We start from the raw sequence: 17,968 nt of genomic DNA, 5'->3' as shown, positions 1-17,968 counted from the left end.
CTTCGGTCACTTGTGTGTAATCGCTCTGTAACTCTATGTTATAACCCCTGGTCAACGGGGGTCGTGTAACGAGAGGCATGGGCGACATGACGGTGGACCACGGTGGTCATCTCGCGGCGCTGCTGGAGTGCCAGGTGCGGACGCGGCCGGACGCGGTGGCGTGCGTGACGGGCGGGCGCACGCCCCGGGCGGTGACGTTCGCCGAACTGGCCGCCGTCATCGACCGGACGGCGGCGGGCCTGCGGACGGCGGGGGTGCGGGCTGGCACGCGGGCGTCGGTGATGGTCCAGCCGGGCGTGGAGATGGTGGCGCTCGTCCACGCGCTGCTGCGGATGGGCGCCGTCCCGGTGCTGGTCGACCGGGCGCTGCCGCAGCCGGCGCTGCGCGCCTGCCTGGCGGAGGCGGCGCCGGAGGTGTTCATCGGCGTCCCGCTCGCGCAGGCCGCGCGGGTGGCGCTCGGCTGGGCGCGCACGTGCGTCCGCACGACGATCACGGTGGGGCCGCGGCGGATGTGGCTGGGCCGCACCGTGCACGGGCTGCGCGCGGACGCGAGCCGCCGGGCCGGACGCGGGCCCGCAGCCGGCGCTCGACGACGTCGCGCTGATCGCCTACACGTCCGGGTCGACGGGCGTGCCGAAGGGCGTCCCGCTGCGGCACGGGCATCTGCTGGCGCAGGTCGGCATGCTGGAGCGGACGCGGCCGCTCGCCCCAGGCACGCGGGTGCTGTCGACGTTCCCGCCGTTCGCCGTCGCCGCCACGCTGCTGGGGGCGTGCGCGGTGATCCCGGCGGCCGACGCGCGGCGCCCGCCGGTGCTGGTATCGGACGTCCGGCGCTTCGGCGTGACGGTGCTGTTCGCGCCGCCCGCGGTGCTGGACCGGGTCGCGCGCTACTGCCTGCCGCGCGAGCACGTCCTCGACCCGCTGCGGACGGTCTTCACGGCGGGCGCGCCGCTGTCGCACGCGGTGGTCGAGCGGGCCCGCGCCTGCCTGCCGCCCGACGCCGACCTGTACTCGGCGTACGGGTCCACCGAGTGCATGCTGGTCAGCGCCATCGAGGGCCGCGACCTCACCGTCACCGGCGCCGTGACGGCGGGCGGCGCGGGCACCTGCCTGGGCGAGCCGCTGCCGGGCCAGCTCGTCCGGATCATCACGGTGACCGACGGGCCGATCCGCAAGTGGACCGACGACCTGCTCGTCCCGCCGGGGACGATCGGGGAGATCACCGTCACCGGCCCCACCGTCGCCGACCCGTACCTGGAGCGGCCGGGCGCCACCGCCCGCGCCCGCATCGCCGACGGCGACCGCACCGTGCACCGCACCGGCGACCTCGGCCGCCTCGACGACCTGGGGCGGCTGTGGTTCGCCGGGCGCGCCGCCGAACGCGTCCGGACGTCCGGCGGCGACCTGTGCACCGGCCACGTCGAGCCGATCTTCGACACGCTGCGCGGTGTGCGCCGCACCGCGCTCGTCGGCGTCGGGCGGGCGCCGAAGCAGCGTCCCGTCCTCGTCGTGGAACCCGAGGCGGGGACGCGCCGCAGGCAGCGCCGCCCGCATCCGCGCGGACGCGCTCGCGCTGGCGGCGCGGCGGCCGGGCACGGCCGCGATCCGCCACGTCCTGTTCCACTACCGGTTCCCCGTCGACGTCCGCCACGACACCAAGATCCGCCGCGGCGAGCTGGCGGTCTGGGCCGCCCACCGCCTCCACCGCTACCCGCGTTGAGGAACCGGTCAGACGGCGGCGTCCCGCAGCATTTCGAGGTCGGCGAGGATCTCGGACGCCGTGACGGGGGGAAGGTCGCCGAAGCGCAGCGGCGTGTCCCGGGACCGGAAGTGGTGATCGGGCGCCGGGGCCAGCCAGACGGCCTCGAAGTTCTGGGTGTCGCCGGTCGCGTCCACGGCGCCGACCGAGATGCCGGGGTCGAGGTTGATGACGAGGTGGGACGCGTCGCCGAGCCGCCGGGAGATCCACTCCTCGACTCCGGCGTCCTGGGGCCTGCCGCGCTCCCAGCCGCGCCGGACGAGCGCCAGCACCTTCCCGAACGGGACGTCGAGGCCCTCGAACCGCGTCAGCCGTCCGCTCTCCCGCTCGTCGCCGGTGAGGGCGTGGACGGGACGGGCGAGCTGGTCGAACGGCTGCAGGATCTCGTAGTCGGCGAACACCTCCGTCCACGCCTTGAGGGCCTCGCCCAGGTGGAGCGGGTGCGCGACGCCCACCCGCGCGGAGTCCGCCAGGACGAACGTCTCGTCGTCGGCGTCGGCGAACGTGCCGTCCTCGGCGACGCGGAACGACGCCGCCGGGGCACCGTCGCCGTCGTCCTCTTCGGCGAGCCACACCAGGCGGCGGGCGACGTGGCCGACGAGGGGGTGGCCGATCAGGTACTCGCGGAACTCGGCGGCGCTCCACCGCCGCTCGGCGACGAGCGCCCGCTCGAACCTGACCAGGATGTCGGACGCGACGCCGCGCACCTCCTTCTTCAGCGCGGCGAACGCCTTGTGCGCGGCGGGCGCGAGGTCGGGGTCGTCCTTGGCGCCCGGCTTCGGCAGCGCCTTGCGGAGCTTGCCGGACTCGTCGCGGACGAACGGCTTGAGCTGCTCGTCGAACCCGACCGTGAACCGGCGCGGCCCGTAGTCGAGCGTCATCGAGCCGTCCCCGGAGAGGCCGAAGTCGGGGACGAGCCGGTCGGCGAGCCGGTCCGGCGTCAGGCCGAGCCCGTCGGCGACCTCTCGCACCTTCTCCCCGGCGACCTGCCTGAGCCCCTTGAACTTCACCTTCTGCGAGATGGAGTGCAGGTGCGACAGGGCGAGGTCGGTGCCGATCCCGGCGAGGACGTCGACCCCGGCGACCGCGTGCCGGTGCCCGCCCTCGCCGGGCCAGGCGCGGATGACCGGGGTGAGCATCCGGACGGTCTCGTCGTCGCCGGTGCGGCCGAGCTGCGTGAGCGCCCACGCGTCCTTCGCGTGCGCGCCCGCGTCCTGCCACCTGCGGAACAGGGCCCGGCCGAACTCCGCGAGGGTGCCCGGGTCGAGGACGGCGACGGCCGCGTCGAGGTCGCCGGAGGCGTCCGGGACGCCGAAGAGGCCGATGAGGTTCCGCGTCGCTTCGGCGGGGAGCGCGCGTCCGCCGTCTTCGAGAAGCACCTGCGGGAGCAGCGCCGGATCCGCCCAGGCGCCCGGTTCCGTGCGCTTGACCAGGCCCGTCTGCACCGGGTGGGCGGACAGGATCGCGTGCAGTTCGGCGCGCGCGTCCGGGCGGGCGGCGGCGACGGCGTCCACGCCGTGCCGGGCGGCGACGCGCCGCAGCGCGCGCTCGGCGTCGTGCCGCCTCTTCGCGGCCTTGCCCAGAGCGCGGACGGCGACGTAGGGGACGGTGTCGAGGCCGTGCCGGTCGAACCACTCGCACGCGGCGTGGTGCCCGTCGCCGTTCCGGGCGAGGCGCTCGCACATGAACGCGGCGACGTCGCCGCTCAGGAACGGCAGCAGCAGGTCCGTGCACGCGTAGGGGTTGCGCTGGGCCGCCCGGAGGACCCCGTCGTACACCGCCCCCTCGAACCGGGCGATCACGAACCGTTCCCAGTTGAGGCGGCCGCCGAAGATCCAAGAGCCGTCCGCGGCGAGCGGGGCGGCGGCGTCCTCCGGCCCGTAGATCATCAGCCGGTACCTCGCCATCAGGTCGGCCCTGCTCGCGCTCCGCGCTTCGGCGATGGCCGGCCAGTCCGGGTCGGCGGGCGGGTCGATGTCGCCGATGTCCGACGTGCGCCACTCGTCGTGGAGGCCGTCCGGCCAGCTCGTCCGGGCGGGCGGCGCCGTGAGGTCCGCGACGGCCTCGGGCAGCGGCGTCAGCCACGGGGGCGAGACCAGGATCGCGGGGAGTTCGGCGGCGGGCGCGTCGGGGACGCGCGCGGACGCCTCGGTCAGCGGCTCGACGGCCGCGCGGACGTCCGCGGGGAGGCCGGGCAGCTCGGCGGCGATCGTCTCGGCGTGCGTCCGGACGTGGTCGGCGAGCAGGTCGGCCGGCAGGCCGTCGGCGGCGCGGGCGGCGAGCAGCCGGTCGGCGCGGACGGGGAACCGGCCCATCGCCTCGGCGAGCGCGCGGCGCGCGTACTTGTCGTCGCGGCGGTCCAGGAGGGCGTCGAACGCGGCGTCGGACGGCAGCAGCGCGATGGCCTGGAAGAGGTGGTCGCGGTCGCGGCTGTCCAGGTAGGAGCCGTCGAGGTTCTCCAGGAGGAACGGCAGGAGGTCCGGGCCGACGCCGTCGGCGAGCGTGCCGAGCAGCTCGCGGGTCGCGTTGCCCCAGTAGAGGCGCATCCCGGACGTCCGCAGGTCCTCGGCGGTGCCGCAGGCGTGGAACCGGTGCATGCCGGACTCGTTGTCGGTGAGGCAGTCCTCGACCCAGTCGCGCCGGTTCGGCGCCAGGTAGGCCGCGAGTACCCGCGTCGCCGGGGTGCGGCGGTGCGCGTCGAGGCGCTCCTGCTCGGCGTCGTCCGCCGTGGCGAGGAGGCTCCGGACGCGCAGCAGGGGTCCCCGGTCGAGCCGGTCGGCCCGGCCGTCGTCGCGGACGGCCTTGACGCCGAGCCGGCCCCGCCACTTGCCGCTCAACGAGAGCGTGACGACCGTCCGGGACAGTTCGAGCACGGCGCACCCGGCGAACCCGGGCCCGTGCTCGACCGTCCAGGCGTCGACGAACGTCCGCCAGACGGGGGTCTTCGCGTCCTCGTGCGCCTGCATGGCGAGCGCGGCGATCAGCGCGGCGCCCGCCGCGTCGGGCGTCCCGTCCAAGTGCCGCCGCACGGCGTCCGCGACCTCGGCCGCCGGGCCTTCCGCGAGCATCGCCTCGACGACGCCGTCGCTACGGGCGAGGAGCCGCGCGGCGGCCCCCGGCGCCTTCGGATCGATCTTGATCTCGGGGCCGGGAATGCCGCCGCGCCGGGGGTGCAGGCTCCGCCGCCACTCGTCCGGGAGGGTCAGGACGTCTTCGTCGGGCAGGGCCGCGCGCGCTTCGTTCATGGCGCCTCACCGTAGAGGATCAAGCCGACATTTCCGCCCCGATCCGCCAGCTCAGCGGGCGGTGTCCCGCAGCGCGTCCAGGTCCGCGACGACCTCGGACGCCGTCACCGGATCGAGTTCGCCGAACGTGGCGGGGACGCGGCCCGACGCCCGGAATCTGCCGGGGTCGGCGGCGATCCGCACCCGCGCCAGAGTCTGCTCGTCGCCGGTCGCGCCGGGGTCGCCGACCGAGAAGCCGGGTTCGAGGTCGATGACGACGAACCGGCCCGGGGCGACCCGGCGGGCCATCCAGTCCTGGCCGCCGCCGTCGCCCGGCTCGGCGCGCTCCCAGCCGCGCTTCTCCAGCCCGAGGACCGCGCCGAACGGGGCCGTCACCCCCTCCAGCCGCTCCAGCCGGTCCCCCGCCCGTTCCTCGGCGGTGAGGAGGTGGACGGGACGGGCGAGCTGGTCGAACGGCTGCAGGATCTCGTAGTCGGCGAACACCTCCGTCCACGCCTTGAGGGCCTCGCCCAGGTGGAGCGGGTGCGCGACGCCCACCCGCGCGGAGTCCGCCAGGACGAACGTCTCGTCGTCGGCGTCGGCGAACGTGCCGTCCTCCGCGACGCGGAACGCGGCCGCCGGGGCACCGTCCTCCTCGGCGAGCCACACCAGGCGGCGGGCGAGGTGCCCGACGAGCGGGTGCCGCACGAGGTGCGCGCGGAACTCGCCGGGCGTCCAGCGGCGGCCCGCGGCCATGGCGCCTTCGAGGCGGCGGACCTGGTCGGCCGCGACCGCGCGGACGTCCTTCTTCAGCGCGGCGAACGCCTTGTGCGCGGCGGGCGCGAGGTCGGGATCGTCCTTCGCGCCCGGCTTCGGCAGCGCCTTGCGCGCCTTCCCGGACTCGTCGCGGACGAACGGCTTCAGCAGCTCGTCGAACCCGACCGTGAACCGGCGCGGCCCGTAGTCGAGGACCATGCTCCCGTCGGCGTCGAGGCCGAAGTGCGGGACGAGCCGGTCCGCGAGTTCGTCGAGGGACAGCCCGCGCACCTCCGCCACCTCCCGGATCTTCTCCTGCGCCCGCTGCTTCAGCCCCCGGAACCTCACCTTCCGCGAGATGGAGTGCAGGTGCATCAGCGCGACGTCGGAGCCGATGGCCGCGAGGACGTCCAGGCCGGTGACGGCGTACTTGTGGCCGCCCTCCCCCGGCCACGCCCGGATCAGCCGGGCCAGCCGCCGCACGGCCTCGTCGTCGCCCGTGCCGCCGAGCTGGACCAGCGCCCAGTTCTCCTTCGACGGGCGGCCGAGGTCGTTCCAGTGGGCGAACACGCTCCAGCCCAGCTCCGCGAGCGACGCGGGCTCGAACGCCGCGCGCAGCTCGTCCGTCCCGTACGGGACGGGCAGCGCCAGCAGTTCGAGGAGCCCGCGGACGTCGGCGGCGGGCAGGGCGCGGTCGCGCCCCGGTAGAGCACCTGCGGGAGCGCCGCCCGGTCCACCCACTCGCCGACCTTGGGCGCCTTGACGAGCCCGGTCTGCGCCGGGTGGGCGGCGAGGACGGCGCGCAGCTCGTCCGGCGCGGCGGGGAACACCGCGACGGCCGCCGTCGAGGCGTGCCGGGAGACGACGCGGCGCAGCGCGGCTCGGCGGCGGCGCGGCGTTCCTTGCCCGCCGGGCCGAGCGCGACCGGGGCGAGGTAGGGGACGGTGTCCGTGCCGTGCAGATCGAGCCATTCGCGCGCCGCTTCGGCCCCGGCACCGGCCCCGTGCCGGAGCCGGTCGGCGACGATCGCCGCGACCCGGGCGCTCAGGAACGGCAGGGCCAGGCCGAGGTAGCGGTCGGGCCACCGCCTCGCCAGGTCGGACACGAACGGGGACGCGTCGAGACCGAACCGGGCGACGACGGCCTTCCGCCATTCGCCGTCGCTGTGGAAGAAGGCGCCCCCGCTCCAGTTCGCCACCAGCGGCCGGCTCAGCTCGTCCGGGGCGTCCAGGAAGAAGGCGGCCTCGGAATCGCCCTTGGGCTGGCGTCCGCCCACCTCGCTCGCGATGGCCGCCCAGTCCGGGTCGGGGATCGTGCCGATCGCGGCCCTGTCCGCGGCGAGCCACTTCTCGCGCAGGCCGTCCGGCCAGGTCAGGCGCGGTTCCGGCGGTTCCAGGCCGCGCACCACCGGCTTGACGGGCCGCTTCCACGGCGGCGCGGTCATACAGGCGGGCAGGTCGCCGGGGCCCGCCTCGGGGACGAGCCGCGCGGACGCGGCGGCGATCGGTTCGACGACCGCGCGGACGTCGTCCGGGAGGTCGGCGGCGAGCAGCGCGGGGTTCGCGCGGACGTGCCCGTCGAGGAGCCCGGGCGCGTCCCGTCCGTCCGCCGCGGCGAGCAGGCGGGCGGCGCGGACGGGGAACCGGCGCATCGCGTCCATCAGCGCGCCCCGCGCGTGCCTGTCGTCCCGGCGGTCGAGGAGTTCCCGGAACGCGTCGTCGGCGGGCAGCACGGCCATCGCGCCGTAGGCGCGCTTGCGGTCGGCGGAGTCGGCGCCCCGGCGCTCGGCGGCCCGCACCAGGAAGGGCAGGACGGCCGCGCCGATGCCGTCGGCGAGGGTCGCGATCACGTCGAGATCCGCCGACGTCCGCCAGAGGCGCGGCAGCACCTCGCCGAGCTGGCCGGGGCGGGCCAGCGAGCACAGCACGAGCGGATCGAGCACCTCCCAGGGCGTGCGGGACGCGAGCAACTCGTCCACCCGGTCCTGGCGGTCCGGCAGCAGGTACACGGTGATCCACGCACCCGGGCCCGCGTCGTCGGGCGCCCATTCGACGGCGTCCAGCCGCGCGGACGCCGCCGCGTACACGGCGTCGTCGGCGCCGCGAGCAGGGTCCGCGCGCGCCGCAGCGCCTGCTGCTCGGGCAGGGCGAACGCGCGCGGCATGGGCCGTCCGTTGTGGAACCGCCGGTCGGCGGCGAGCACCGCCCGGCACCGCTCCACGACGGCGTCGGCGGCGAAGCCGGGCCCGTGCCCGGCGGCCCACGCGTCGACGAACGTCCGGAACTTCTTCACCTTTTCCTCGTGCCGCCACTCCGCCTTCACGACGGCGGCCCCGACGGCCGCCGCGCCCGCCGGGTCCGGTTCGCCGTCCAGGTACCGCCGGACCGCGGCGCCGGACTCTCCCTCCAGCAGCGCCCGGACGAAGCGCGACGCGTCCGCGACGAGCCGTCCGGCCTCCGCCGGGTCGCCGGGCTTCACCGGCACGGCGGCCCCGCCGCGCCGGGGGTGGACGTGCCGGAGCCACGACTTCGGCAGGACGAACCCGTCCTCGTCCGGCAGCGCGGGGTGCTGAAGATCATCCATATCGGGTCAAGCTAGGGCATCGCACCGACGCCCCGGGCCCGGTCGCAGCGGCCCGTCCGGCGTGCGGGACGATGGAGATCCCGCATATGAGGAGGTCGGCGTGGAGATCGGGGACGGAACCCTGGCGGTGGGCGCGGGACGCCCGCCCGCGGAGAAGTACGCGCCGACGCTGCCGGGCCCGGCGTTCGCGGCGCACTACCACCTTCCGGGCGAACCGGTCGGCCCGTACACCTACGGGCGCGACACGAACCCGACGTGGACGCTGCTGGAGAGCGCCATCGGGGAACTGGAGGGCGGCGCCGAGGTGTCGGTGTTCTCGTCCGGGATGGCGGCGATCGCGGCGGTGCTGCTCTCCCAGGTGCGGGCGGGCGACGCGGTGGTGCTGCCGTCCGACTGCTACCAGACGACCCGCGCGCTCAAGGAACGGCTGGAGTCCTACGGCGCCGAGGTCCGGATGGGCCCGACCGCCCGCGACGCCCAGCTCGACCTCATCGACGGCGCCCGGCTGATCTGGCTCGAAACCCCCTCGAACCCGAACCTGGACGTGTGCGACGTCGCCCGCATCGTCGAGGCGGCGCACGCGGGCGGCACGCTCGTCGCCGTCGACAACACCCTCGCGACCCCGCTCGGGCAGCGGCCCCTCGACCTCGGCGCCGACTTCGCCGTCGCCAGCGACACCAAGGCGATGACCGGCCACGGCGACCTGCTGCTCGGCCACGTCGCCACCCGCGACCCCGCACTGGCCGAGAGCGTCCGGTGGTGGCGCAAGACCGTCGGCGCGATCCCCGGCCCGATGGAGGCGTGGCTCGCGCACCGCTCCCTCGCGACCCTGCAGTTGCGGCTCGACCGGCAGTCGGCGAACGCCCTCGCGCTCGCCGAGGCGCTGCGCGCCCGTCCCGAAGTGTCGGGGCTGCGCTACCCGGGGCTGCCGGACGACCCGTCGCACGACCTCGCGTCCCGCCAGATGAAGCGGTTCGGCTGCATCGTCTCGTTCACGCTCCCCGACGAGGCGTTCGCCGAACGCTTCCTCGGCGCCCTCACCCTGGTCACGCAGGCGACGAGCTTCGGCGGCGTGCACAGCTCCGCGGAGCGCCGCGGCCGCTGGGGCGGCGACGCGGTCGAACCCGGCTTCGTCCGCTTCTCGGTCGGCGTCGAGGACACCGCCGACCTCGTCGCCGACGCCGCGCGCCCTCGACGCCGCCCGGACCTGACTCAGCGGACGAGCGTGCACCGGCCGTCCGCGCACGACTTCCGCAGCCGCCCCCGCGAGATCGTCTGCGCCGGCCCGCCGGCCCAGCACGTCGGGCAGCCGCGCAGCGCGGCGAGCGCGACCGGGAGCAGCAGCAGGCTCCACGGCCCGATCACCGGCAGCAGCGCCACCACACCGGTCAGCGCACCGAACCCGACCGCGCCGCGCACCAGATGACGCGCCACGGACGCGCTCGCGAAATCACCGTCGCCCATCGACCGTCCCCTCCAGTTCGCGCCGCACGGTCGCGCGGGCACGGTGCAGCCGCGACTTCATCGCCGGGACGCTCGCCCCGAGGGCCCGCGCGACCGTCCGTCCCGAACGGCCCTGGACGTCGCGCATGATCAGCACCCGCCGCTGGTCGGCGGGCAGCGCGCCGATCGCCGCCGCGACCCGCTCGGCGTCCAGCCGCCGGAGCACGTCCTCCTCCGCCGACGCCGCGAGCCCGTCCGGCACCTCGCGGACCTGCGGCTCGCGCCGCATCCGCCGCACGCACTCGTTGCGGACGATGCGGAACATCCACGACGCGAGCGCCGCCGAGGCGCGCAGCGTCCCGATCCTGCGGTAGAGGACGATCAGCGCCTCCTGCGCGGCGTCCTCGGCGTCCTGCGGGGACGGGCACAGGGTCCGCGCGAACCGCTGCACGTGCGGGTTCGACCGCGCCACCAGTGCGCTGATCGACGCGGTGTCGCCGCGCTGCGCGGCGGCGACGAGTTCCTCCCCCGGCCAGGTCACGTCAGCCACGCGACCGGCTCCGGCGGCGCCGCAGCGTCAGCGTGCAGGCGCAGCCGAGAACGCCCGCGCCCGCGAGCACGGCGATGACGAGGGTCATGGTTGCCTCCGATCTCCCGCGCCGGCCGGAATGCCGACGCGTTCATAGGAGGCCCACCGACCGCGAAAGGATTCACCCCTGCCGGAGTTCAGCCGCCGAGCCGCGCGATCATGTCGCGGACGGACCGCAGCGTCGCGTCGTCCGGCCCGTGCAGGTGTTCGAGGTCACCGGCGAGCTCCTCCAGGTTCCGGACGGCGACGGTGGTGCGGCCCGCGCCGTGCAGCCGCGTCTGCTCGGCGAGCACCGCCCGCAACTGCGCGAGCGCCCGCTCGGCCCCCCGACCGCGCGGCCTTGGGCGCGTCCTTGGTCAGCGAGAGCTGCTCGTCGCCCGGGTGAGGGAACAGTCCCTCGCTGCGCTCACTCAAGGATGCGCCTCCGCCTCGATTTGCCGTGTACACGATACACAAGCACATTCCTACGACACTCCCGATCACATCGATGCGCGGGAGGGTTGAGAAGTTCAGCGAAACACCCATCCCCAGACGGACATCTTGGGAGGGGAACATTCACGCAACTTAGCGGAGCACGGACGGCCGCAGGCGTATTCTCGTGCGATGCGGCCGCCCGGAGCCGCTGGAGGTGGGGATGATGGACCCGCGACGCATCGCACTGAACCGACGGCACAGCATCGAGATGGGGTCGCTGTTCACGAAGTTCCTCGACGCCCACCCGGACGTCGAGTCCGAAGTGTCCGGGGCGCAGATGACCGACGAGCAGGACGCCGCGTGGACGGAGTTCAGCGCCGAACTGCTCCGCAGTCACCAGGCCGAGCGCTCGCCCTCGCGGACGTCCTCGAAGCCGAGCAGCGCCAGCGGGCGGGCGGCTGAATCCGTCGCGGGCGGATTTACGGCCTCTTCCGACATCCGGACCACGCCCGGATCGGCGAGGGACGTCGCCCGGCCGTCGGGGTCAGCGGAATATGAGGTGCGCGGCGGTGGTGATGTTGTCGCGGGTCTCTTCGGTGCCGGTGCGGGTGGTGGTGAGGTTCAGGAGACAGGCGAGCAGGACGTGGCCGAGGGTGAGGGCCTTCGCTTCGGTGTCCTCCCAGGCGGGGTCGTGCAGGGCGGCGCGGATGAGGGCGGTGAACAGTTCGCGCCAGACGGCCAGGCCACCGCCGCTGATGTCGGGCGAGCCGACGGCGTTCATCACCGCCGACAGCAGCGGCAGTTCCGCGGCGGCCCAGTCGATGATGTCGGCGAAGGCGGCCGCGACCCGTTCGGGGACGGTGCCGGTGTAGTCGGCGGCGGCCAGGGCGGCGAGGGACTGCTCGGACCAGTCGATCATCAGGTGCAGCAGCAGGTGGTCCTTGGAGGGGAAGTACCGGTAGACGGTGGCCGGTGTGGTGCCCGCCCGCTCGGCGACCGCGCGGATCGTGGCGGCCGGGTAGCCGCCGTCGCGGGCCAGGTCGCGGGCGGCGGCCACGATCTTCTCTCGCCGGGCCCGCTCGGACCGCTTCAGCGGCCGGTTGACGCTGAGCGTGGAGCGGCCGTGTTCCACGGCCGGCAGCGGATTGTCCAACGCGGATCGGGCCTTTCCTGCGGGCGATAACGTGAACTATAACGTGTTATATGGATGCTCCTGTGGTCTCCGAGGACCTGTTCTCGCCCGAGGCGCTGGCCGATCCCCATCCCCGGTACGCGCGGCTGCGCGAGCGCGGCCCGGTGCATCTGCTGCCCGAGCTGGGCCTGCACCTGGTGGTGGCGCACGAGCAGGTCGTCCGGGCGCTGGAGGATCCGGCGGTGTTCTCCAGCAACCTGGCCGGGCTGCTGGCCGCCGGCGCGGGCGGACCGGACCTGCTGGACCTGGGCGGGGCGGCCGTCGACGTGCTGGCGACCGTCGACCCGCCCCGGCACACCCCGCAGCGCACCGCCGTCGCTCCGGCGTTCGCCAGGCGAACGGTCGCGGAGCTGACGGATCAGATCCGGGACCTGCTGCACCCGCGGGTGACCGGCCTCGCGCGGCGGGGCGGCGGGGACTGGATGGCCGAGGTCGCCGTGCCGGTCCCGGTGCTGGTGATCAGCCGGATCCTCGGGCTCCCCGAAAGCGACGCGGGCCGGATCGCCGCGTGGTCGGACGCCGCGATCGAGCTGCTGAGCGGCCTGGCCGGTCCGGATCGGATGATGCGGCTGGCCGTGGAGATCCAGGAGGTGATGCGCTACCTGGACGAACAGATCGCCCGGGCCGCCGCCCGCCCCTGCGGCGGCCTGCTCGACTCCCTCGTCCGAGACCGGTCCCTCACCCGGGACGAACGGGTCCAGATGGCGCTCCAGCTCGTCACCGCGGGCAGCGAATCGACCACCAGCCTCATGGGAGCCGCCGCCCGCGCGCTCGCCGACGATCCCGCCCTGGCCGACCGGCTCCGTGAGGAACCCGATCGGATCGAGGCGTTCGTCGAGGAGACGCTGCGGCTGGAAAGCCCCTTCCGCGGCCACTTCCGCGTCACCACCCGCGACACCGAACTCGGCGGCGTGAACCTGCCCGCCGGATCCCGTCTCATGCTGCTGTGGGGCGCGGTCAACCGCGACCCCGCCGCCTTCTCCGCGCCCGACACCCTCGACCTGCACCGGCCCGCGATCAAATCCCACACCGCGTTCGGGCGCGGCATCCACTTTTGCGTCGGTGCCCACTTGGCCCGCCTGGAGGCCGTCCTGGCCGTGCGTGCCCTGCTGGACCAGGGCGCCTTCCGCGCCACCTCGCCCGCCCGGTACGTGCCCAGCCTGATGATCCGCCGCCTCGCCCACCTCGACCTGGCCTTCGTCTCCTCCACCGGCGCCTGATCTCCGCTGCCACAACGACGCGAAGACCCGGCCCGTGCCGCTCTGGCCACAGGCCCGATTCTTGAACGTCGCCGGAAGACGCGTAGAGAACCGGTCGGGCTTCGAGGCGGAGCGGACGAGGCGTACGGCGCGGACGGGTGAACCTTTCGTGCGCGGCCGGGGTGTGTTCGCCGGTCACATACGGGGCGGCGGGAAGGTGCGGGGCGCGCACGTGTCGCGCGTCGCGGGACGGACGGACGATGGCGGCGATCGTCCCCCGAACCGGGAGTTCTCATGCGCCTCCCCGCCCGACTGCTCATGTTCGCCGCCGTGTTCGCACTTCTCCTTCCGCTCGCCCGCCCGGCGACCGCCGCGCCGTCCGGCACCTTCCGGCAGGTGACCGGGTTCGGCTCCAACCCCGGCGACCTGCAGATGTTCGAGTACGTCCCGGCGGGGCTGCCGTCCGGGGCGCCGCTGGTCGTGGCGCTGCACGGCTGCACGCAGAGCGCGGACGCCTACCACACGCACTCCGGGTGGGCCGAACTCGCCGACCGCATGGGGTTCGCGGTCGTCTACCCGCAGACGACGACGGCGAACAACGTGCAGCGGTGCTTCCAGTGGTTCGAGCCGAGCGAGTACGGACGGGGCCGGGGCGAGGCGGCGTCGATCGTCCAGATGGTGTCGGACGCTCGCGGACGGCTCGGCTCCGACGGCGGCCGGGTGTTCGTCACCGGGCTGTCGGCCGGGGGCGGGATGGCCGCGAACCTGCTGGCCGCGTACCCGGACGTGTTCGCCGGGGGTTCGATCGCGTCCGGGCTGCCCGCGGGGTGCGCGGCGAGCCTGCTGCAGGCGACGGGCTGCCAGATGAACGACCAGGGCCTCACGCCCGAGCAGTGGGGCGACAAGGTGCGGGGCGCGTACCCCGGATACGCGGGGCCGTGGCCCCGGGTGGCGATCTGGCAGGGAACCGCCGACTACACGGTCCGTCCGGTGAACGCGGACGAGCTGCGCGACCAGTGGACGAACGTGCTGGGCGTCCCGCGGACGCCGTCGAGCACGCACGACCTGCCGGGCGGCACGACGCGGAGCGTCTACGGCGACTCGGCCGTCGAGGTGTACTCGATCGCCGGGATGGGGCACGGCCTGCCGGTCGATCCGGGATCGGGCGCGGCGCAGTGCGGCACGGCGGGCGCGTACTTCCTCGACACGATCTGCTCCGGCTACCGCACCGCGCTGTTCTGGGGCCTCGACGACGCCGGGGAGCCGGGGACGCTTCCCGCCCCGGACGGCCTGCGCGTGACCGGGACGTCCGACGGCGGCGTGTCGCTCGCGTGGAACACGGTCGAGGGCGCCGCGTCGTACGTCGTCCGGCGCGACGGCGCGGAGGCCGGGACATCCGCGGCGGGCTCGTTCACGGACACGGGTCTCGCGCCCGGGACGTCCTACGCGTACACGGTCGCGGCGGTCGACGCCGAGGGGCGCCCGGGGGCGGCGTCGTCCCCATTGACCGTCACGACCACGGGCGCGCAGCCCCGATGCTTCACCGCGAACAACTACGCGCACGTCACGGCCGGACGGGCGCACACCAGCGGCGGCTACGTCTACGCCAACGGCTCGAACGAGAACATGGGCCTGTTCAACGTGTTCGTCACCCGCACGCTGAAGGAAACGTCCCCCGGCTACTTCGTCATCGCCGATTCGGGCTGCTGAACCGCCGCCGGGCATCGCCGCGCGGTCCCGGTTCCGGCGCGGCATGTGCGCAGGTCACGGACGGAGCGCCCGGAGGGCGGCGGCGAGGAGTTCGGGGCGGGCCCGGTCGGGCAGCCGCCCTCCGGCTGCCGCCATGACGCCCTTGGTGCCGTCCTTCGCGACGGCGATGGCCGCACGCGCGCGGACGGCCGCCGCGGCGTCCGTCCCGGCGAGCGCGGTGACGATCAGGTCGTCGGAGTCCCGCAGCCGGTAGTCGCCTTCGCGCTGCTCCAGGACGGCGAGGACGGACGGGTCGTCGCCGAAGATCGTCAGCAGCCGTCCGGCGCCCGCGACCATGTCGATGAAGGCGCCCAGCAGTTCCTCCGGCGTGGCGGTGCCGGTGGCGGCCGTGTCGGCGATGCGCGCGTGCACGGCCAGCGAGTCGGCCAGCAGGGCGTCGAGGATCTCCTCTTTCGACCGGAAGTGGTAGTAGAGCGCGGCCTTGCTGGTGCCGAGGGTCGCGGCGATGTCGGCGATCGACGTCCCGGCGTACCCGCGCGTCCGGAACAGATCCCCGGCGATGTCGAGGATCCGGGCCCGGGTGCCTTCGGCGGCGCGTTCCGTCATGCCCGCCACTCTACTTGACGAACGGTCGGTAAGTATCGCAGTCTCGCTTACCGACCGATCGTTAAGGAGAACTCGTGAGCGACTCCGTCCTGATCACCGGCTGTTCCACCGGCATCGGCCGCGCCACCGCGCTCGTCCTGGCCCGCGCCGGGTACCCCACCTGGGCGACCGCCCGCCGCCCCGAGACCCTCGACGAACTCGCCGCCGCCGGCTGCCGCACCCTCGCGCTCGACGTCACCGACGAGACGTCCTGCCGGCTGGCCGTCGAGGCGGTCGTGGAGGAGCACGGCGCCGTCGGCGCGCTCGTCAACAACGCCGGGTACACGCTCGGCGGCGTCGTCGAGGAACTGTCCATGGACGAGCTGCGCCGCCAGTTCGAGACGAACGTGTTCGGCGTCGTCCGGATGTGCGGGCTCGTCCTGCCCGGGATGCGCGAGCGGCGGCACGGGACGATCGTCAACGTGGGCTCCGCCGCCGGGCTCCTCGTCCCGCCCGCGTCCGGCGCCTACTCGATGACCAAGTTCTCCCTCGAAGCCCTCTCGGACGCGCTCCGCCTCGAAACGTCGCACTTCGGCGTCCGCACCGTCCTGCTCGAACCGGGCGCCGTCCGGACCGAGTTCATGAACACCGGGCGCGACTCCCTGCGCCCGAAGGACGAGACCGGCCCGTACGCCCCGTTCCTCCGCAACGTCGTCAAGATGGCGGACCACGCGACCGGCGGTCCGCGCAGTGTGCTCGGGGCGGACGACGTCGCGAAGGTGATCGTCAAGGCGATCGGCGACCGCCGCCCCCGCACCCGCTACCGCCTCGGCGCCCAGGCGAAGCTCGCGCCGACCGTCCGCCGCGCCCTCCCCGACCGCACGTGGGACGCCCTCATGCTCCGCGTCACCCCGCCGACCTGACGGACCGGCACCGGACGCCGTCGGGTGGGAGGAGGTCTACGGGAACCCCCGACGAGGCGGGGCGAGGCGGGGTCGGCGGCCATCCGAAGGTCGCGGTCGCCGGTGCCATAAAACACCGAGACGGGCGGAGTGGCTTCCAGGGCGCGGTGTGCGGGAGGGATCGGCGGAGGCATCCATGCGATGTGGACGGGCGGGCGCGGTCGTGGGGTGGCCGGTGGGCGCGGGACAGCCCGACGAGCACGCCCCGAGCGGACGTGCGAGCACGTGCGGGAGGCAGGTTCACGACTTCCGCCAGGGACGGACGGGCACGCAAGCGCGGCTAACCGTCACGTCCCGTGGGGGTGTGCCGGGTCGTCCAGCCACAGGCTCTGCCCGTCTGGTGTCACCGTGATTCCGAACCGCTCCCGCTCGGGCCGTCCCCACGCGCCCCACCGCCGGTGGGCGCCCGCGATCTCGTCCCACGGGCGCCGGGGCCCGTGCTGGCGCACCTGGTGGACGTTTCCGGGACCGGTACGGCACAGCGCCCAGGACGTGGCGGCGGTGTCGCCCCGGCCGCAACTCGAACACCGAGCCGTCGTGGCGAGGCGCCCCATGACGTCGGGCAGGAGCCCGGCGACCGCGATATCGGCGCCCGGGCCGTCATCCACCAAGCGGCGGGGCACCAGCCGTGTGCCGGACTGCGTCGCCGCCGCGACGGCGGAGTGGTCGGGACGGGAAAGACGCCGCGCCGGCCGCGCAGCATCATGAAGTTCGCGGTTCCGGCGAACCGTCCGACGGCGCGGCCGTCGCCGGTGACGGTCAGGACGGCCTTGTGCCCGTCGCCATACTCGGGCATCCACAGCAGGGACGATCCGGCCGCCGACCCGGGTCTACCGCACCCACGCGCGGGGGACGGTGGCGACGCCGCACGTAACGTGGACGGCGTCCCATACGGTGCCGGGCACGCCCTCGGCGCCGATCGACCTCGATGGTGGTCACCTCGGCGCCGAGCGCGCGCAGCAGCGCCGCCGTCCACCCGGACCCCCGTGCCGATCTCCAGCGCACGCTCTCCCGGCTGCACGTCCAGCAGCCGCAGGAACGCCGCGACCGCGCCCGGCGAGGACAGCGAGGACGTCGCCTCTGCGGTGCCCTCCACCGGGGCCGCCGCAGGCGTCGATGGGGTGTCGTCGGCCCGACCCGTCCGGCGCGTACCAGCCAACGGCGGGCACGAACAGGTGGAAACTGCCCCTTGGAGGGAGAAGGACAGGACGAGGCTGGGGCCGTATCTGCGGTACGGCCCCAGCACAGGCGATCGTCACAGGGTCAGGCACCCCACCAGAGGCACCTCTGGGGGAACCACCACTGCCCCGACGGGGTCGGCTGCGCTGCCTGTCATGCAGTTGGTCATGAGGACGGGGTCGACTCTGCTGATGCTCTCGATGGCTTGTAGATCGACGGGGTTGATGACGGCGTTGGCGGTGGATGCGGTGGCAGTGACGGCGGTACTGGTGATGGCGCAGACGGCCAGAAGTTGGGCACAGCGGCGACGTACGGCTGTTGATGCCATGGATCTCAAGTCCTTCGCGTAGGTGATGACGACGTGGGTGCACGG

15 protein-coding genes and 2 pseudogenes are annotated in these 17,968 nt (G+C 74.5%); 8 read left to right on the top strand and 9 right to left on the bottom strand.

All coding sequences use genetic code 11. The annotated features are described in order from the left end of the window. Nucleotides 1-77: 77 nt before the first annotated feature. The 3 genes and pseudogenes from BJF79_RS67785 to BJF79_RS57555 form a co-directional block, all read left to right on the top strand. A pseudogene (locus BJF79_RS67785) lies at nt 78-365 on the top strand (AMP-binding protein); the annotation flags it as partial. A 235-nt stretch (nt 366-600) separates the two neighbouring features. Beyond that, a pseudogene (locus BJF79_RS67780) lies at nt 601-1,197 on the top strand (AMP-binding protein); the annotation flags it as partial. A gap of 250 nt (nt 1,198-1,447) precedes the next feature. After that, nucleotides 1,448-1,720, top strand: a complete 273-nt coding sequence (locus BJF79_RS57555) for a hypothetical protein (RefSeq protein WP_083734561.1) — start codon at nt 1,448-1,450, stop codon at nt 1,718-1,720. 8 nt (nt 1,721-1,728) lie between these two features. On the opposite strand, the gene BJF79_RS38545 is transcribed toward BJF79_RS57555, so the two are convergent. Together BJF79_RS38545 and BJF79_RS38540 are read right to left on the bottom strand one after the other, a co-directional pair. Beyond that, the gene (locus BJF79_RS38545; RefSeq protein ID WP_075904800.1) at nt 1,729-5,004 is read right to left on the bottom strand and encodes a DUF4132 domain-containing protein; all 3,276 of its coding nucleotides are present in this window, start codon (nt 5,002-5,004) and stop codon (nt 1,729-1,731) included. Between the two features lie 51 nt (nt 5,005-5,055). Continuing rightward, nucleotides 5,056-6,480, bottom strand: a complete 1,425-nt coding sequence (locus BJF79_RS38540; RefSeq protein WP_075904798.1) for a DUF4132 domain-containing protein — start codon at nt 6,478-6,480, stop codon at nt 5,056-5,058. Between the two features lie 515 nt (nt 6,481-6,995). Here BJF79_RS38540 and BJF79_RS38535 point away from each other — a divergent pair. Continuing rightward, nucleotides 6,996-7,487: a hypothetical protein gene (locus BJF79_RS38535; RefSeq protein ID WP_075904796.1), complete on the top strand. Its 492-nt coding sequence runs from the start codon at nt 6,996-6,998 to the stop codon at nt 7,485-7,487. Nucleotides 7,488-7,584: 97 nt separating this feature from the next. Here the strand turns inward: BJF79_RS38535 and BJF79_RS38530 are convergent, their stop codons facing one another. Continuing rightward, nucleotides 7,585-8,322: a hypothetical protein gene (locus tag BJF79_RS38530; RefSeq protein WP_075904794.1), complete on the bottom strand. Its 738-nt coding sequence runs from the start codon at nt 8,320-8,322 to the stop codon at nt 7,585-7,587. 100 nt (nt 8,323-8,422) lie between these two features. On the opposite strand from BJF79_RS38530, the gene BJF79_RS38525 reads away from it, so the two are divergent. Further along, nucleotides 8,423-9,748, top strand: coding sequence for a cystathionine gamma-lyase (locus BJF79_RS38525; protein WP_262403195.1), 1,326 nt, complete (start codon nt 8,423-8,425; stop codon nt 9,746-9,748). A 24-nt stretch (nt 9,749-9,772) separates the two neighbouring features. Here BJF79_RS38525 and BJF79_RS38515 read toward each other — a convergent pair whose 3' ends face one another. The 3 genes from BJF79_RS38515 to BJF79_RS38510 form a co-directional block, all read right to left on the bottom strand. Beyond that, nucleotides 9,773-10,315 carry an RNA polymerase sigma factor gene (locus BJF79_RS38515; protein WP_075904790.1) on the bottom strand — a complete coding sequence of 181 codons (543 nt, stop codon included), beginning with the start codon at nt 10,313-10,315 and terminating at the stop codon, nt 9,773-9,775. Nucleotides 10,316-10,491: 176 nt separating this feature from the next. Further along, nucleotides 10,492-10,647, bottom strand: a complete 156-nt coding sequence (locus BJF79_RS56460; protein ID WP_262403194.1) for a hypothetical protein — start codon at nt 10,645-10,647, stop codon at nt 10,492-10,494. 665 nt (nt 10,648-11,312) lie between these two features. Continuing rightward, complete coding sequence (locus tag BJF79_RS38510; protein WP_083734558.1) at nt 11,313-11,921, bottom strand: TetR/AcrR family transcriptional regulator; 609 nt, start codon at nt 11,919-11,921, stop codon at nt 11,313-11,315. A 62-nt stretch (nt 11,922-11,983) separates the two neighbouring features. Here BJF79_RS38510 and BJF79_RS38505 point away from each other — a divergent pair, with 62 nt between their 5' ends. Then, nucleotides 11,984-13,180, top strand: coding sequence for a cytochrome P450 (locus BJF79_RS38505; protein WP_158079423.1), 1,197 nt, complete (start codon nt 11,984-11,986; stop codon nt 13,178-13,180). 273 nt (nt 13,181-13,453) lie between these two features. Further along, on the top strand, nt 13,454-14,869 hold the full coding sequence (locus tag BJF79_RS38500; protein ID WP_262403193.1) for a PHB depolymerase family esterase: 1,416 nt from the start codon (nt 13,454-13,456) through the stop codon (nt 14,867-14,869). 54 nt (nt 14,870-14,923) lie between these two features. On the opposite strand, the gene BJF79_RS38495 is transcribed toward BJF79_RS38500, so the two are convergent. Further along, nucleotides 14,924-15,475: a TetR/AcrR family transcriptional regulator gene (locus BJF79_RS38495; RefSeq protein ID WP_075904784.1), complete on the bottom strand. Its 552-nt coding sequence runs from the start codon at nt 15,473-15,475 to the stop codon at nt 14,924-14,926. Between the two features lie 74 nt (nt 15,476-15,549). On the opposite strand from BJF79_RS38495, the gene BJF79_RS38490 reads away from it, so the two are divergent. Beyond that, nucleotides 15,550-16,377 carry an SDR family NAD(P)-dependent oxidoreductase gene (locus BJF79_RS38490; protein WP_075904782.1) on the top strand — a complete coding sequence of 276 codons (828 nt, stop codon included), beginning with the start codon at nt 15,550-15,552 and terminating at the stop codon, nt 16,375-16,377. Between the two features lie 326 nt (nt 16,378-16,703). Here BJF79_RS38490 and BJF79_RS38485 read toward each other — a convergent pair whose 3' ends face one another. Continuing rightward, the gene (locus BJF79_RS38485) at nt 16,704-17,027 is read right to left on the bottom strand and encodes a hypothetical protein (protein ID WP_143220776.1); all 324 of its coding nucleotides are present in this window, start codon (nt 17,025-17,027) and stop codon (nt 16,704-16,706) included. A 644-nt stretch (nt 17,028-17,671) separates the two neighbouring features. After that, a complete protein-coding gene (locus BJF79_RS54475) occupies nt 17,672-17,923 on the bottom strand; it encodes a hypothetical protein (protein ID WP_143220775.1) in 252 nt (83 codons plus the stop codon). Between the last annotated feature and the right edge of the window lie 45 nt (nt 17,924-17,968).

It is taken from the genome of Actinomadura sp. CNU-125 (genome assembly GCF_001942465.1).
Taxonomy (GTDB): domain Bacteria; phylum Actinomycetota; class Actinomycetes; order Streptosporangiales; family Streptosporangiaceae; genus Spirillospora.
The sequence above is the reverse complement of the archived record's forward strand: the minus strand, read 5'-3'. Positions and strand labels throughout refer to the sequence as shown.

Coding starts and splice junctions, on each gene's coding strand:
- BJF79_RS38545 (WP_075904800.1), bottom strand. CDS start 5,004: ATGAACGAAGCGCGCGCGGCCCTGCCCGACGAAGACGTCCTGACCCTC.
- BJF79_RS38530 (WP_075904794.1), bottom strand. CDS start 8,322: ATGGATGATCTTCAGCACCCCGCGCTGCCGGACGAGGACGGGTTCGTC.
- BJF79_RS38500 (WP_262403193.1), top strand. CDS start 13,454: ATGCGCCTCCCCGCCCGACTGCTCATGTTCGCCGCCGTGTTCGCACTT.
- BJF79_RS38495 (WP_075904784.1), bottom strand. CDS start 15,475: ATGACGGAACGCGCCGCCGAAGGCACCCGGGCCCGGATCCTCGACATC.
- BJF79_RS54475 (WP_143220775.1), bottom strand. CDS start 17,923: ATGGCATCAACAGCCGTACGTCGCCGCTGTGCCCAACTTCTGGCCGTC.